The 15,908-nt window shown below is 57.2% G+C and carries 13 protein-coding genes and 2 tRNA genes; 2 read left to right on the forward strand and 13 right to left on the reverse strand.

What is annotated here, in order from left to right; translation table 11 throughout:
- Positions 1–165: 165 nt before the first annotated feature.
- The 12 genes from rplT to glgA form a co-directional block, all read right to left on the reverse strand.
- Positions 166–537 (reverse strand): 50S ribosomal protein L20, encoded by a 372-nt coding sequence (gene rplT / locus IEN85_RS01610; RefSeq protein WP_191615311.1) that lies wholly within the window; start codon positions 535–537, stop codon positions 166–168.
- 86 nt (positions 538–623) lie between these two features.
- Positions 624–818 carry a 50S ribosomal protein L35 gene (gene rpmI / locus IEN85_RS01615; protein WP_191615312.1) on the reverse strand — a complete coding sequence of 65 codons (195 nt, stop codon included), beginning with the start codon at positions 816–818 and terminating at the stop codon, positions 624–626.
- Between the two features lie 183 nt (positions 819–1,001).
- A tRNA-Thr gene (locus IEN85_RS01620) sits at positions 1,002–1,077 on the reverse strand.
- A gap of 46 nt (positions 1,078–1,123) precedes the next feature.
- Positions 1,124–1,199: transfer RNA gene (locus IEN85_RS01625), tRNA-Lys, on the reverse strand.
- A gap of 88 nt (positions 1,200–1,287) precedes the next feature.
- Entirely contained in the window at positions 1,288–2,592 is a 1,305-nt protein-coding gene (locus tag IEN85_RS01630) for a bifunctional folylpolyglutamate synthase/dihydrofolate synthase (protein ID WP_191615313.1), read from the reverse strand.
- Between the two features lie 91 nt (positions 2,593–2,683).
- Positions 2,684–3,544, reverse strand: coding sequence for an acetyl-CoA carboxylase, carboxyltransferase subunit beta (gene accD, locus IEN85_RS01635; RefSeq protein WP_191615314.1), 861 nt, complete (start codon positions 3,542–3,544; stop codon positions 2,684–2,686).
- Between the two features lie 49 nt (positions 3,545–3,593).
- Positions 3,594–4,331 (reverse strand): ComF family protein, encoded by a 738-nt coding sequence (locus tag IEN85_RS01640; protein WP_191615315.1) that lies wholly within the window; start codon positions 4,329–4,331, stop codon positions 3,594–3,596.
- Between the two features lie 61 nt (positions 4,332–4,392).
- Positions 4,393–5,352, reverse strand: coding sequence for a cysteine synthase A (gene cysK / locus IEN85_RS01645; protein WP_191615316.1), 960 nt, complete (start codon positions 5,350–5,352; stop codon positions 4,393–4,395).
- Between the two features lie 132 nt (positions 5,353–5,484).
- On the reverse strand, positions 5,485–6,570 hold the full coding sequence (locus tag IEN85_RS01650; protein ID WP_191615317.1) for a hypothetical protein: 1,086 nt from the start codon (positions 6,568–6,570) through the stop codon (positions 5,485–5,487).
- A 258-nt stretch (positions 6,571–6,828) separates the two neighbouring features.
- Complete coding sequence (locus IEN85_RS01655) at positions 6,829–8,175, reverse strand: TIGR01777 family oxidoreductase (protein ID WP_191615318.1); 1,347 nt, start codon at positions 8,173–8,175, stop codon at positions 6,829–6,831.
- Between the two features lie 5 nt (positions 8,176–8,180).
- Positions 8,181–9,620 carry a cryptochrome/photolyase family protein gene (locus tag IEN85_RS01660; protein WP_224772387.1) on the reverse strand — a complete coding sequence of 480 codons (1,440 nt, stop codon included), beginning with the start codon at positions 9,618–9,620 and terminating at the stop codon, positions 8,181–8,183.
- A gap of 57 nt (positions 9,621–9,677) precedes the next feature.
- Positions 9,678–11,117 (reverse strand): glycogen synthase GlgA, encoded by a 1,440-nt coding sequence (gene glgA, locus IEN85_RS01665; protein ID WP_191615319.1) that lies wholly within the window; start codon positions 11,115–11,117, stop codon positions 9,678–9,680.
- Positions 11,118–11,203: 86 nt separating this feature from the next.
- Here glgA and IEN85_RS01670 point away from each other — a divergent pair, with 86 nt between their 5' ends.
- Together IEN85_RS01670 and IEN85_RS01675 are read left to right on the forward strand one after the other, a co-directional pair.
- A complete protein-coding gene (locus IEN85_RS01670) occupies positions 11,204–13,747 on the forward strand; it encodes a ribonuclease R family protein (RefSeq protein ID WP_224772388.1) in 2,544 nt (847 codons plus the stop codon).
- A gap of 56 nt (positions 13,748–13,803) precedes the next feature.
- Positions 13,804–14,331 (forward strand): DUF5069 domain-containing protein, encoded by a 528-nt coding sequence (locus tag IEN85_RS01675; RefSeq protein ID WP_191615320.1) that lies wholly within the window; start codon positions 13,804–13,806, stop codon positions 14,329–14,331.
- Between the two features lie 105 nt (positions 14,332–14,436).
- On the opposite strand, the gene IEN85_RS01680 is transcribed toward IEN85_RS01675, so the two are convergent.
- A complete protein-coding gene (locus IEN85_RS01680; protein WP_191615321.1) occupies positions 14,437–15,873 on the reverse strand; it encodes a trypsin-like peptidase domain-containing protein in 1,437 nt (478 codons plus the stop codon).
- Between the last annotated feature and the right edge of the window lie 35 nt (positions 15,874–15,908).

The following is a 15,908-nucleotide window of genomic DNA, read 5'->3' on the forward strand; positions in this document are numbered from 1 at the left end:
GGTTTTCTGATGGTCATGCGGATCGAGCGAGTCGCATCGACAGCCGCGGGAAAAAGGAATAAAAAAAGGAGCCCGAGCAGATACTCGAACTCCTTCTAGTGAAAGGAAAATTGTGTTGTCCGAGCTCTTTTTGTGAGCTTCGGAAAAACGCTTTCGCTTCGGGCCTTACGCTGCTGCCTTCGCCTTCAGGGCTTCCTTGGCCTTTTCGACCAGTCCCTTGAACGCGATAGGATCGTTGACAGCGATGTCGGCGAGGATCTTGCGATCGAGAACGATTTCCGCAGCCTTGAGGCCTTCGGTAAATCGGCTGTAGCTCATGTCTTCGGCGCGGCAAGCGGCGTTGATGCGTACGATCCAGAGAGCGCGCCAGGTGCGCTTCTTGGCGCGGCGGTCACGGTATGCGTACTGCAGCGCGTGGGCTACGGATTCCTTGGCGTACTTGTAGAGACGCGACTTGTTACCGAAGTGGCCCTTGGCCTGCTTCAGCATCTTCTTGCGGCGCCTTGTGTATGCGGGTGCGTTTGTTGCTCTAGGCATGTTTTATAACTTTCTAGTATTGGATTTCGTCAGGTCGCCTTGATTACAATTTACCTAGCCGAAATAATTCTCGTCGAAACAGGGACTTAGAGGCCGTGAGGCAAGCCGCGCATGAGGTCGGCTTGGCGTCCAGCGGAGACTGCCTTGTCCTTGTTGAGGTTGCGCTTCTGCTTCGTGCTCTTCTGGTGCAAATGGTGACGTTGCCCAGGAGAACGACGACGCAGCTTACCGTTGGCGGTGAGCTTGAAGCGTTTTGCGATAGATTTCTTGGTCTTTTGCATGACTTTGAAGGAATCGATGACAAAGATACAAAAGCTCTCCTGTGTAAAGGGGAAATAAAGCAATTTTGCATCTTCAAAAAGCAGGGACTCGCCGGTTCGCGAATCCGGTTTCGGGAGCCAACGAGCTCCACGTTCGAAACACAAAAAAACCGCCAGCCCGAGAACTAGCGGTTTTTTCGAAAGTGGAGCCGGTGATGGGACTCGAACCCGCAACCTACTGATTACAAATCAGTTGCTCTACCAATTGAGCTACACCGGCAAACTTGTCTGTGAATCGGACTTGTACCGCTTCACCTAAAGGAAAGTGGTACCCCCCCGGGGACTCGAACCCCGAACCAATTGATTAAGAGTCAACTGCTCTACCGATTGAGCTAGAGAGGCGTCATTTGGAAGGCCCCGAAAAAGCTATTTAAGAACCCAACTGTCAACCCCGTTTTGATTTTTTTTCGTTTTCCCCTCTGGAGAAAAATCAAAAGTCCTGCAAGGCGCCCTGCCCCAACGGGCTTTCTTCGTAAAACCGATCCCAGATTTCGCCGATCAAATAGATGGATCCGCTCACCACCACCGGCCGATCGGAGGGGAAATCGAGAGCGCAAACGCCTTTCTCCGGAAAAAGCTCGGCCAATTTCGCATCCGACACCTCCCCCTCGAAACCGACAGGAACGAAGGACTTTAGCTCATCGAAGGTGCAGGCCCGATCTTGTTCCGGCATGACGAAAAGCAGGCTGGCTGCCCACCTCGCCGCTACCGGTACCAGAGACGCAGCGCGATAGGTTCCCATAACCCCCATGACAATGTCAGGACGCTTGCCACCGCTACGAACGACGAGATCCGCCAGGTTCTCGTCCAGCCAGCGAGCCCCTTCGGAGTTATGGGAAACGTCGAAAACGATTTTGCGGTTCTCGAGCTGACGTTCCTCCCAGCGCCCAGGCCAAGCGACCTCGAGCAGGCTCCGCTTCGCCTTTTCCAGGTCCAAGCCGAACCGCTCCCGCACGACATCTGCCACCGTCAGAGCAATCGCCGCATTAATTCGTTGGTAGCTCCCGTGCAGGTTCGTCTGCGGGTAATTCGCAAGGTCGCGACCGAAGCGATCCTCCACGCGAACCAACTCACAACCCCGCTCGTCGCATATCTCGCGAATCGCCTTCATCGCCTCTGGCTCCAGCAAGCCCACCACCACCGGGATACCCGGCTTGATAATCCCTCCCTTCTCCCGAGCGATAGCCGCCAGCGTGTCTCCCAGTATCTCGCAATGGTCGAGACCGATTGAAGTGATCACGCTCACCTCGGGCAGCAAAACGTTAGTCGCGTCCAATCGCCCGCCCAGCCCCACTTCAACCACGGCGACATCGACTGATTCCCGAGCAAAGTGCAGGAAGGCCATCGCCGTCATGAACTCGAAAAAGCTCGGATGCAGATCCGGATCTTCCTCTGCCACCTTTTCCGCAAAAGGAAGTAGCTCGCGCACGTACTCGAGGATCTGCGGCTCGCCAAGGATGCGGCGGTCCACCTGGATTCGCTCTCCTTGCCTAACTAGATGCGGCGACGTCGAGAGGCCGGAGCGGAAACCTTGGTCGCGGAAGATCCGCTCCAGCATCGCGCAAGTCGAGCCCTTGCCGTTGGTTCCAGCTACATGGATGCAAGGATAGTTCCGCTGCGGATGCCCGAGCACCTCCGCAAAGCGCTCCATACGGTCTATGCCGTACTTGGACCCGCGGTTCTTGAGCGAGTACAACCAGTCGCGAGCAGCCTCGTAAGAATCGAGCTCTGGCATTGTATATACCTCGTAGGAAACGGCCTCGCGCCGCGATTTTACATCGACCTAAGCGTGCAGAATCGCGACGCAAGGTCGCTACCCACGCCGACTAGGCCTGGACCGGCTCTTTCTTCGTGTAGAGAGCCGAGAGAATGTCGCGCAAGCGATTCCGCATTTCCGTGCGAGGAACGATCTGGTCGATCAAGCCACGCTGGAAAAGGAACTCCGCCGACTGGAAGCCTTCCGGCAATTCCTCGTTGGTGGTTTCCTTGATCACTCGAGCGCCGGCGAAACAGATGCGAGCGCCAGGCTCCGCCAAAATCACGTCGCCCAAAGTCGCAAAACTCGCCGTCACGCCACCCGCCGTCGGGTCGGTCAAAATCGAAATGAAAGGAACCTTAGCTTCCGCTAGCTTGCCAAGAGCGGCGCTGGTCTTCGCCATTTGCATCAAGCTGAGGATACCCTCCTGCATGCGAGCTCCGCCAGAGGCCGAAACGACGATGCAGGGAATCTTCTCCTTGATGGAGAGCTCGATGGCGCGAGTGATCTTCTCACCCGCCACCGAACCGAGCGAACCGCCGGCGAACTGGAAATCGAAAACCGCGATTGAGACGGGAATCCCATGGATCGTCCCCTTCCCGCTTACGATAGAATCGTTTTCGCCGGTCTTCTTCTGATAGGCCTCGAGTCGGGCCGGATACGGCTTGGAGTCGACGAATTCCAAGGGATCGCCCGCGACGAGGTCCTTCTCCAGCTCGGTGAAGCTGCCTTCGTCAAGCAAGTGGCCGATGCGCTTGCGAGCCGTGATGGGGAAGTGGTAGCCGCTCTTGGGAACCACGTTCTGGTTTTGCTCCAGTTCCTTATTGTAGATGATGTCGCCAGAAACGGGACACTTCTTCCACATGCCCTGCGGAATGTCCTTCTTTTTGACGATAACGGTCGAATACTTCGGTTTTTGGAAAAGCGCCATGGTGATTGAGCAATGAGTTTTGGATGCGGCCGGTTCGCCAGAAAAAAAGCTAGCCGTGCCCGATGGTCAAAACGTCTATCGACCGAGCTCCCGCACGCCGCAGAGCTGCGGCGCATGCATTGACAGTGGAACCTGTGGTGAAGACGTCATCTACAATAATATAGCGTTGGGCGGGGTCTATGGCACGCTTTTGGCGCAATGAAAAGGCATTTTTGAGGTTCCGAATCCGCTGCTTCCGGTCGAACTGGGTCTGCGAAACCGTATCGACGCTGCGGACTAGCAGGTCCTCGAAGCGACAATCCGGCAAGGTCTCCAAGAGCATACGCACGAGCAACTCGCTCTGGTTGTAGCCCCTCTCCCGCTGCTTGCGAGGGTGCAGCGGTACCGGCACCAATACGGCATCTCCCGCAAAACGAGCCAGTCCCGGGGCTGTCGCCGCCAGCTCCCGCAAGTCGCGCAAGGCCCATAGCCCCTGCTTGTACTTGAGAGCGTAAATGAGTTCCCGCAGAGGTCCGCGAAACAAGGCGATCGACCAGCCCTGGCCGAATGCCGGCTGGAGGTGCTCGCAGTGCATGCAATGGCCGTGAGATTCGGAATCGCCAAAAAACGGAAATCCGCAAGTCAAGCACTTGGGATCCTCTATGAGCTGCAGTCGCGGTTGGCAGCTTCGACAAATCCCAGAGAAACGGGACTCCTCCACCGCCTCGCCGCATCCCGCGCACTGGCTGGGAAAAGCCGTCTCCAAGACGGGGTCGAAAAGGCGGCGAAAAATGCGGGGCAGGTTCAAGGGTACAAAAAAGGCTTCCCGTGAAAACACAGGAAGCCCCCGGAAAAATCAACCGTTCGCTCTACTGAGCCGTTGCGGCAGCCGCCGCGACCCGAGCCTTCTCGCCGAGAGGGGTGGAGATGTAGCGTTCGCCAGCGCTGCACGCGACTGTGACGATCATCTTGCCAGCCATCTCCGGACGCTTCGCCAGCTGCAAGGCGGCCCAAACGTTCGCTCCAGAGGAAATGCCACAGCTGATGCCTTCCTTGAGAGCCAACTCCTGAGCAGTCGCGAAGGCGTCGTCGTTTTCGACCGTGATCACCTCGTCGATGATGTCCTTGTTGCAATTCTTCGGAATGAAGCCGGCCCCAATTCCTTGGATCTTGTGCGGACCGGGCTGGCCACCAGAGATAACCGGGCTGTTAGCCGGCTCCACTGCTACGGTCGTAATCGCCTTGCGGCTCTTGATGACCTCGGAAACGCCGGTGATGGTGCCGCCTGTGCCCACGCCCGCCACGAAAGCGTCGATCTTGCCTTCCGTCGCTTCCCAAATTTCTTCCGCAGTGGTCTGGCGGTGAACCTCTGGGTTGGCAGGGTTTTCGAACTGCTGCGGCATGAAAGCCTTCTCGCCGTACTCGGCCACCAGCTCCGTAGCGCGAGCGATCGCGCCGGGCATCCCTTTAGGTCCTGGAGTCAAAACAAGTTCCGCGCCCAACATGCCGAGCAGGACGCGTCGCTCCATGGACATCGTTTCCGGCATAGTGAGGATCAGGCGATAACCGCGAGCCGCCGCGATGAACGCAAGAGCGATCCCCGTGTTGCCCGAAGTCGGCTCGATGATGATCGACCCTTCGCCCAGCTTGCCCTCCTTTTCGGCGGCCTCGATCATCGCCTTGCCGATACGGTCCTTGACGCTGGAGAGCGGGTTGAAGAACTCACACTTGACGTAGACGTCAGCAACGCAGCCTTCCGTGAGGCGGTTGAGCTTGATGAGCGGGGTATTGCCAATCGCGGCAGTGATATCAGGGAATGCTTTAGCCATAATACTTGGTTATATGGGTTTCTGACTTACCTTAGTCAACAATTGTTGACGCCAAGGTAATGAGGTTTGCCGATACTCTCCCCCCCCCAAGTCGACAGCCAGGACGGGAGGCATCCCAAAGGCCGCCCAAAGCTAAACGCATTCTGCAACCGCGAACAGCGAATCCGCTTCGTCGCCATCGTCGCATCCCAGGCTACCCGCCTCCGCGAACCAACGTGGCATCGCGCCGAGAATGCTCAGATTGATACAGGTTCGAACGACCTTGCTTCGCCTGGCTTCTCCATCTTCGACGTTCAGCAACTCGCTTTCAATCGAATCCCCCATCCGTATCACTAAATCGAATACAGTCTTCAGACGAACAATTCGGCTACGCATGTTCGTGTCTGCAAGCGTCGCATTCTCTTCACCGACTTCATTCAATAGAACCAAACTCTGAAACACCGTTTGGCTCATCCACTCACGCTCCTTTCGGTAAACAAGCAGGAAACGCGACCCCACTTGACGGTACCCCTCCATCAGCTCGTTTACGGACTCCATCCGAAGACGGGAAATAACCTGAGCCAGGCCCAAGGCCGGACCATGCTCCCCATCCCGCTCCCGACCTTCGAAAGACTTGGGATTCAAGTTCTGGTAGGAACGCCACGATTCGCTGGCCTGATGGATTCGCATTCCGATCTCCGAGACCCCAAGGTATCCCAAATCGCTTTCCCAAGGCATCCATTGTTCGCCGATAACGCGACGCCACTCCTCCGCGCTAGCTGCGACGCCCATGTCCCTGGGCAGCTTGGAGGCCTTCGAGATATCTGTGGTCACCTGATCCAACGCAACCCGGCTTGAAGCGACCAATTCACGCAGTTTGCCCGGAATCTCGTCCAGAACGTTCTGGTAGAACTCGAACGCGCTCCGCTCCAATCGCTCCCTCTCCTCCTCAAAACGAAGAACCCGGGCTTCCACGTAGCGAGCCTTGTCTTCTTCCATTCCCGTTAGGTCTCTTCTTGAAAGAGCGCGACCTGGGGAAGCATTGCGAATCGCCAGAAAGACAGTCGCTCCGGCCACGACGCAAAAGGCCAATGCAGCCACGACTCCCGTCACGCTGGACAAGAGCTCCGGAGCGAGCATTTTTAAGGCCCCCAGCATCCCTGCCGCGAAAACAACAGCAATCAAGCTGGCGCCGCCTGTTTCCTTAGGCGGGCTGTCCGTCTCATCCCTCGATACCATAACTCTTATCCCTCTGTTCCAAAATGCCAGCGCGAGCGCGCAAGCAGATGATAGTACCAAACTTCGATCGCTAACGGCAATCGAGTGATAAGCCTAAAAACAGCGCTCTGACTCGCCAATACCGCCCTGCTCCGGCATGGATACAACTCAAAGCGAAACGGGAAAATGCATGGCCGGACGGGTTGATCATCCTAAATCGAATCAAGCCCAACTGGGGCGTCTGCCCCAAGTCCGCCGCTAGCCCGAACGGTCGAGAGCTCAAATCACTTTCGAGAACAGAGCCCGTAAATCCGGCAAAACGAAGGAGTACCCCACAGACTCCAAGACTCCGGGCTTGGCATGGATACTGGAAAGCAAGGCCTCGTCGGCCATTTCGCCTAGGAGCGCGCTCAGGGCGAAACGAGGGGCCGGCAAGAAGGCCGGGCGCTTCAGGGCTTGCCCTAACGCTCTGGCGAAATCCTTTTGGCGAACCACTTGGGGAGCCACCAGGTTTACCGGCCCGCTAGCGTTTTTGGCAAACAAGAGCCAGTTGACCGCACCGATCCAATCTTCCAGGCCAATCCAAGGAAACCACTGTTCTCCGCTTCCTAGAGGTCCTCCAGCCCCCAATCGAAAGGCAGGAAGCATCTTGGGCAAAGCACCCCCGCGCGGATCGATAACGACTCCGGTGCGCAAGAGGCAGACTCGCGTATCCAAAGACTCAGCGCGCGCCGCCGCCGCCTCCCACGCTTCACACAATTCTGCCAGGAAGCCTTCGCCACGCGGCGAGTCCTCGCTGAAAACAGCCTCCGGGTCGCTCCCGTATATGCCAATGCCCGACCCGCTCAGCAAAACTGAAGGCGGCCTTTCAAGTCTGCCTAGAGCTTCCACTAAAAACGTAGTCGCATCCACTCGACTCGACCAGAGTCGCTTCTTCCGTTCCTCGGTCCAACGCCCCGAGGTCAGGTTTTCCCCCGCAAGATGAACGACCGCATCCAAACCTTCGAGACGAGCCAGCTCAATTTCTCCGGCAGCTGGATCCCAACGAATGTCGGACTCGCTGCGCTTGTTGCGAGTCACGATAAAAACGTCATGGCCCTGGGCTTCCAAGAGGGCTCTAAGCTGCGTACCCAAAAAACCACTACCACCCACAATCGCAACCTTAAGCGTTTCGAAACGCGGGATGGATTGCCTGAGAACTTGGTCGCGGCGCGTTATCCAATGACGGTAAGCAAAGCCTTTCTCGAGCTCGCCTCTCGCAACGGACTCCCCCAAACCGCCAAGCGGAAGCTCAAACTCGATCTCGTCCACCAAATCGCATTGCCCATCCCCGGTTGGCTCGAATCGGTGTCGGTGCTTCCAACTCTTGAACGGTCCCTTCTCCTGCACATCCGTAAATCCTAGTCCTGCATCGCACTCGGTGTGCAACGCATGCCAGGTTCGCTTGCCGATCGGGGTACTCATCTTCAGCTCGATTCGCTTTCCCTTCGCAAGTCCCGGGTCCTCCTTCACCACCTCCATCTCCTGCCATGGCGGGCACAAGCGAGCAAACGCTCCGGGACGCCCGTGCCAATTGAACAGTTCCTGGGCGGAGACAGGCATCGAACTACGTTTTTCAAACTTCATCGGGATCAAGACTTCATTGCGGCATAAGCGTCCAGAGCTGCCTGCCGCGCCTTAGCATGCTCAACGATCGGCCAAGGGTAAGTATTGCCCAATTCGATACCCGCCTTCTCCAGCAATTCGCCTGGCGCCTCCCATGGCTTGAAGAGGTACTTGTCGGGCAGGTCCGCGATTTCAGGAACCCACTTGCGGGTGTAAGCTCCCTCTCCATCGAATCGCTCGCCTTGGGTGATCGGATTGAAAATCCGGAAATAGGGAGCCGCGTCCGCTCCACAACCCGCGACCCATTGCCAGCCCATCGTGTTGTTGGCGAGGTCCGCGTCCACCAGCGTATCCCAAAACCAGTCCGCCCCTGCCTGCCAAGGCTGCAGCAGGTGTTTCACTAAAAACGACGAAGCGATCATTCGCACACGATTATGCATCCAACCGGTTTTCCAAAGCTCGCGCATTCCTGCATCCACGATCGGATAGCCAGTCATGCCCTTCTGCCAAGCCCTCAGCAAGGAAGCGTCTTTCTTCCAAGGAAACGAGGCGAATTCCGGCCGCAATGGCTTTTCTGGAGTATCCGAAAAATGGAACATCAAATGGTGGGCAAACTCTCGCCAAGCGATCTGCCGCAGGTACGGCTCGTGCTTTTCGCGGTCCATGCGATGCCAAACTTGGTTTGGGGAAAGCTCTCCAAAGTGCAGGTGCGGCGAGAGCTTGGAGACGCCGCGAACCGATGGCGTGTCGCGCTTACCAGCGTAATGGTTTACCGGACCATCAGCAAAACCTTCCAAAGCCTCTACCGCGCCCCGTTCCCCTGGCGTCCACTCTTTCTCAAAACCGTCCGCCCAGTCACGCTTAGGCAATAGCTTACAGGACCCTAAAGACTCGCTCGCCGGCCACGACTTCGGCGCCGCAAGCGAGGTCGGCTTTTCCAGCGGATCCCGCGTACTCAAGTTCTGGATATGCTTCCAGAAAGGAGTAAAAACCTTGAACGGGGAACCGGACTTGTTTTCCACGCTCAAGGGCGACTGCAGCAGCGAGCCATTGAAGCTGCGAACCATGACTCCAGCCTCAGCCAAGGATTTCTTGATCTCAGTGTCTCGGGCTACAATAGCCGGCTCGAAGCGACGGTTCCAAAAAACGCCGTCGGCTCCCGTTTCGCGACAGAGCTCCAAGAGCGCGTCGCGCGACGCTCCTCTCCTGAGCAGCAAACGAGATCCCACGCCTTCCAGATCCTCCGCCAAAGACGCAAGCGAGTGGTGCAGCCACCATTTGCTAGCGCCTCCGTCCGGCCAGCTCCCCTCTCCCCCATCGTCCAAGATGTAGACCGGCAGCACCGGCTGGCCGCTCTCCACCGCACGTTGAAGGGCTGGATTGTCGGCTAGCCGCAAATCGCGGCGAAACCACAAGATAACCGGCTTTTGCTCAGGCATGCCCCAATCATGCGACCGGGCACGCATTGAGAACAAGGTTTAACTCCGGCGAAGGGCTTGTTTTTCAATAAGTTACGAACTAGTTCAAATACTGTCGAGGTAGAGAGATTCGTACTCGGTCGTCACGCGCTTCCAAGAAAAGTCCCGTTTCATAGCCCGCTTGATCGCGTGCACGAAATCTTTCTCATTCCCGTAAAGCTCCAGCGAAGCCTCCAAGCCCGCGGCCAAACCATCGTTGTTCGCCTCAAAAACGAAACCGGTGCCGTTCTCGGGATCGCTTACGATATCGATGACCGTATCCTTCAAGCCGCCCACCCCAGAAACCAAGGGCAAGGTGCCGTAGCGCTGACTGTACATCTGATTGAGGCCGCACGGCTCGAAAATCGAAGGCATGATGAAGAAATCCGATCCCGCTTCCACGAGATGCGACATCTCCTCGTCGAGAACGATGCACACCGCAATGTGTTCGGGGTAGCTTTTCGCAAAGCGCTTGAGCGCCTTCTCGTAGTTAGGGTCACCCTTACCCAAAAGCACCAAGCGGCAGTCGTTCTTCACGAAGAAGCTCATTTGCTTCAGCAGGAGGTCGATGCCCTTTTGCTGGGTGAGGCGAGCAACCACTCCATAAACCGGACCTTCGCCTTTCGCGAGGCCAACCTTCTTCAGCAAGGTTTCCTGGCAGTCCTGCTTCCCGGATAGATCCGAAGCGTTGTAGTGATTGATCAAATACGGATCCTTCTGCGGATTCCAAACCTCAGTATCGATCCCGTTTGCAATGCCGACGAGATCCTCCTCCCGCACCTTCAAGGCGCCCTCCAGGCCGCAGCCAAACTCTGGCGTCAAAATTTCGCGGGCGTAGTTAGGGCTCACCGTCATGATCTTGTCCGCGAAGAAGATTCCGCCTTTGATCATGCTTATCTGCTCATAAAACTCGAGACCGTCGATCCCGTTGAACTCCTTAGGCAAGTTGGTAAACTTGAAGGACGAGCGCGGATAAAGCCCCTGAAACGCTAGGTTGTGGATAGAGAAAAAGGTTTTGAGCGCCAGCGACTTGCCCGTCTCCTGTTCCGCCATGCGCAAGAAGAGCGGCAACAACCCAGTCTGCCAGTCGTGGCAATGCAAAATATCCGCCTTGATTTCGAGCAAGCGCATCGCCTGCACGACCGCCTTGCTGAAGTAGATGAAACGACGGTCGTTGTCGTCGTAGTCGCGCTCGCGCGTCCCGTACAAATTCGTACGATCGAAAAATTCGTCCCGGCGGATGATGTAAAGCGTCTGGCGACGCCCCAAAGTAAGGGCCCAAACCTCTCCCCTGAGAAATTGCTCGCCTAACTCGACTTGCAGCACCACCTTCAACTTAGCGCTCTCGAATTCCTTCGATTCGATGATCTTTCGATATCCAGGAAGGAAAAACGAAACCTCGTGCCCTACACCGGCCAGCGACTTGAAGAGGGAACCGCAGACGTCTGCCAAGCCCCCGGTTTTCACATAAGGGAACATCTCGCTTGCTGCATGAACTATTTTCATAGATTCCTCTGTCCTAGGGATTAGGGGCGCAAATCCAACAACAATCTGACCGCCCAAAGGCCAAACATCGGCCAATTACTAGATAAATGAAAATAAGGGAACGAATAATCGCCCTCATGCAACAAGCGGACTACGCTCCGCTCGACAAGTCTGGCATCTCCGCAGAACTTGGACTCGGCAAAAAGGAACGCCGCACACTGGACTACGAAGTCCGCCTTCTCCTGGCCAACGGAGATATCGTCCGCATCAAAGGAGACCGCTTCGCCATCCCCAAGGATGTCGACCTAGTGACCGGAACCATCAAATTCCGCCAGAAAGGTTCCGCCATCCTCATCCCGGACGCCACGAAGTCGGACCCAAATCCAAAACCTGTGCAGATCAATGCCGAGGACACCAGCGTCGCCATGCACGACGACAAGGTGGTCGTGCGCATTGCCGACGCCCCGCCCAACCAGCCGCTTTGGAAAAACCGCAACAAAAAGCCCGGCCCTCCCTTGGAAGGCCCTTTCGGCCGCGTCATCCGCATCCAGAAGCGAGCCCGCGACACCGTAGTCGGCACCCTTTGCAAAACCCGCTTCTTCCATTACGTCGCGCCGGACGACCCTCGCATCATCCACGACATCTACGTGCCCCCGCCCGAAGAGTCCGGCCTCAATCCCGTGCCGGTGGTCGGCGACAAAGTCGTCGCCAAGCTGCACGAGTGGGAGCAACGCCACGTCAATCCCGAGGGCGAGCTCATCGCCAACCTCGGCAAGACCCATGAGCCGCAAGCCGAACTCATGGCAGTGCTGCACAAGTACAACCTGGAGACCGAGTTCCCACCCGAGGTCATGAAGGAAGCGGAAGCCGTACCCGACAAGGTGACCAAGAACCAGCTCAAAGGACGGCGCGATCTGAGAAAAGCCTTCACCTTCACCATCGACCCCGACGACGCCAAGGACTTCGACGACGCCATCTCCCTCGAGTATCCAGACAGCAAGCACACCCGCGTCGGCATCCATATCGCCGACGTCGCCGCCTACGTGCGCGGCGGCACCAAGCTGGACAAGGAAGCCTTCGAGCGCGGCAACTCCACCTACCTCGTCGGCATCGTCATCCCCATGCTGCCCCGCTCCCTCTCCAACGGAATCTGCAGCCTTGTAGAAGACGAAGACCGCCTCACCAAATCCGTATTCGTCACCTTAGACAAAAAGGGCGAGATCGTAGACGTGGACTACGCCAACACCGTGATCCGCAGCAACAAGCGCCTCACCTACAAGCAAGCCTACGCCCTGCTCAAGAACGACAGCCTGCAGGTCGCTCGCGACTTGCAGCTCCCGCCCGCCCATCAAACCGGGTCCACCGGACGCGCCCTCAACACCCTCAGCAACGAGGAACTCGGCAAACTCCAGAAGTCCATCCGCGAACTCTGGAGCTTCGCCTCCAAGCTGCGCGCCGCCCGCTTCAAGAAAGGCAGCCTCAACCTCGACATGGAAGAAACCAAAATCTTCGTCGACGAAAAGGGCTACGCAGACCGCCTGGAGAAAATCCACAACGACGAGAGCCACCAGCTCATCGAGGAATACATGCTGCTGGCCAACGAATGCGTCGCCCGCGAGATGAAGCGCAACCGCCTCCCCTGCATCTACCGCGTGCACGAAGACCCCGACGAGGAACGCCTCAACGACCTCCGCGAATACATGGCGACCTGGGGCATCGAAACCGCTGACCTCAACAATCGCAAGGACCTCGTCAAGCTGCTCGAAACGCTCTCCGCCCACCCGCAGAGCCGCCTCCTGCGCACCCAAGTACTGCGCTCGCTCAAGAAAGCCTGCTACAAGTCCACCCCCGACGGACACTACGGACTCTGCAAGAACGACTACCTGCACTTCACGTCTCCAATCCGCCGATACAGCGACTTGGTGACGCACCGCGTCTTCAACCACTTCCTCAACAAGGTTCGTGGCGAGCCCGCCCTCGCCGAGCCCGGCCCGCGCTACAACGCCTCCAAGGCGGCAAGCATTGCCGAGCACCTCAGCCACACTGAGGTCAATTCCGTGGAAGCCGAGCGTGAGTCGGTAAAGGTGAAGCTGCTCGAGTTCTTCGAGCGCGAGCTGGACAAGAAACCGCAGACCGCCTTCGACGCCATCATCACCGAAGTGCGCAACCACGGCATGTTCATCGAGCTCAAGGAATCGAGCGCTTTCGGCATGGTCCACATCTCCGCATTGCGCGACGACCTCTATCGCCTCAACGCCAGCGGCACCGCCCTCATCGGTCGCAAGAAGAAAAACGCCTACTCCCTTGGGCAGACCATCCAGGTCGAGGTTCACAAGGTCGACCGCTTCAAGCGCCAGGTCGACTTCCGCCTCTGCGCCCAGCAGCGCAAGGACAATCCCAAGCCAACCATCATGCCATCCGACGCAGCCGCGCCCGCAAGCACGCCGCCCTCGCCGAAGGGGAGAGGAAACGCGTCGCGAAATGGCCGCCGCGAATCGTCCGAAGAAACGAAACCCGGCCCCAAGAAATTCTTCCGCAAACAGAAGAAGTCCAAGAAACCTCAGCGATCCGCTTCGAGCGCCAAGCCGAAAAAATCCGCGACAAAATCGAAGCCAAGCAAAAAGGCCCCCGCCCGGAAGCGAAACAAGTAGGAAACCGGCCCCAAGCACCGCGATCAAACGGTCCGCGCTTTCGTTCCACCACCAACATGAAGCACTACAACTACCAAGACACCTTCAAGAAACTCTACGACAAGTCCGTGGAACTCTATGCCTCCGGCAACACAGACAAGAACACTTGGTTCGATGCGGAGGAACTCGAGTTCATAGCCGCCAACGGATGGCGCGTACAGGACTTCTTCGACTACGGAGAGGACCAAGTACAAGGAGGCGTGCCTTCATACGAAATCGCCCAGTCCATCGAGCAAGTCCGCCGCGACTACTTTCTGCACATCCAAAAAGGCGTTCCCTCGAAAAACCGCATCGAAGCTTCCAGCCTCACGCCTAAGCCAGAGGCGATTGATGGAATTCCCTGGCTCCCACGCATCATCGAAAAAGCGAAGGGCAAGCTCCAGGGAGAGCTCTGCGACGAAATCATGTATTGCTGCGGTGGTGACAGGAACTTTCTGCAAACCCACGACATCCATCCCGCCGAATTCCTGCGCCTCGTCTGGGCCAACCTGGACGATACGCCTGCCATCGTCGAATTCGTCAAGAGCCGTAGCGCGGAAAGGTAGCTGGAAAAGCAGGTGGGCCGGCGCTCCGCTGGCGGCGGTTGCTCCATCGCTCGCGAAGCGAGCGATGCACCTGAAATGCGCGCCAAAGAATTGGGCCCTAGCGACCTAGTCCACTTCCACGCCTACCCAGCGATTCACGCCTCTGAACGCGACGTGGAACATATTCTTGGCATCCCGCTTGAGGGCCTGAGCCGCCTCCTGCTCGCTTCGCACCTGCTTGCCATTAATACTCTGGATCACCATGCCGACCGGCAGCAGACGCACATAGGGACTGTCGTCCTGCACTGCAGTGATCACCACTCCTTGGACCTCGTCGCCAACCTGGTGATCTGCACGCAATTCATCAGTCAAGCTCGCTACCGAGACCCCCTTTAGGAAACGGGCATTCGGGTTGGCGCTGGAAATAATTTGTCCATCGCCTCCTCGCTCCGCCAAAACGACTACGACTTCTTCTCGGGTCTTTTCGCGTATCAGTGCGATTGATACCGTTTCACCCGGCTTGCGAGCAGCGATCTTGATTCGCAGGTCGCTCGGCGAATCAACCGCGACGCCATCCAACTCGACAATGACGTCACCTGCAAGAATGCCAGCTTCCGCTGCAGGAGTGTTTGGATTCACTTGATTCACCAAAGCCCCGTTCAGGCTATCTACTCCAAAAAACTCCGCTTTGTCCTCGTCCAAGCTTTCAATGCCAACTCCTAGGAATCCTCGCGAAACAGCGCCCGTCTCGACCAAATCCGTCATAACCGAGTAAGCGAGGTTCACCGGTACCGCGAAGCCGATACCGATATTCCCAGTAGACGCTCCATCTGTCTGGATCAGGGTGTTGATGCCAATCAATCGCCCCTTGGCGTCGACCAAAGCCCCTCCAGAATTCCCGGAATTTATGGGGGCGTCGGTTTGAATAAAATTTTCGAAGCCTCCGGCGATCACGCCCATTTCCTGTCTTTTGGTCGCGGATACGATTCCCATCGTGACCGTCTTGCCCACTCCAAGGGGGTTGCCAATTGCGAACACGACATCGCCCACTTCGATTTGGTCGCTATCCGCCAGCTTGATCGAAGGCAGCTCAACCTCCGTCTCTATCTTGAGCACAGCTATATCCGTGCTAGGATCCGTCCCTACCAGAACAGCGTCGTAGATGCGCTGGCTATCCAGCTGCACCTTGATCTCGTCCGCACGGCTAATCACGTGGTTGTTCGTAATGATGTATCCATTACCAGAAACAATCACGCCGGATCCCAATCCGAACTGAGGAGCTTGCTGTCGCCGCGGACGCACTCCGAAAAGCTGCTGCATGAGCAACTCCTCCCTACTGAGCGAGCTGCTAAGCGACTTGGCATAGACGCTCACCACAGCGGGACGCGCCTCGGTCAAGGAATCGGAGTAGCTGACCACTCTTCCCGCTTGCGAGCGATCAAGCGGAGCAGCGTCGATCTCGACGAGGTCAGCCACGTTGACGGCCTCTTGAGCAGCTAGGATTGGAGCGGCGACGAGACAGACCAGACTCGCGCAAGAAAGAGCTAACTTGAAATTGGGCATTGGAAAAGGGGACAGGGTTATGCGTCTTAGGTTGC

This window comes from Pelagicoccus enzymogenes (genome assembly GCF_014803405.1).
Classification (GTDB): Bacteria; Verrucomicrobiota; Verrucomicrobiia; order Opitutales; family Opitutaceae; genus Pelagicoccus; species Pelagicoccus enzymogenes.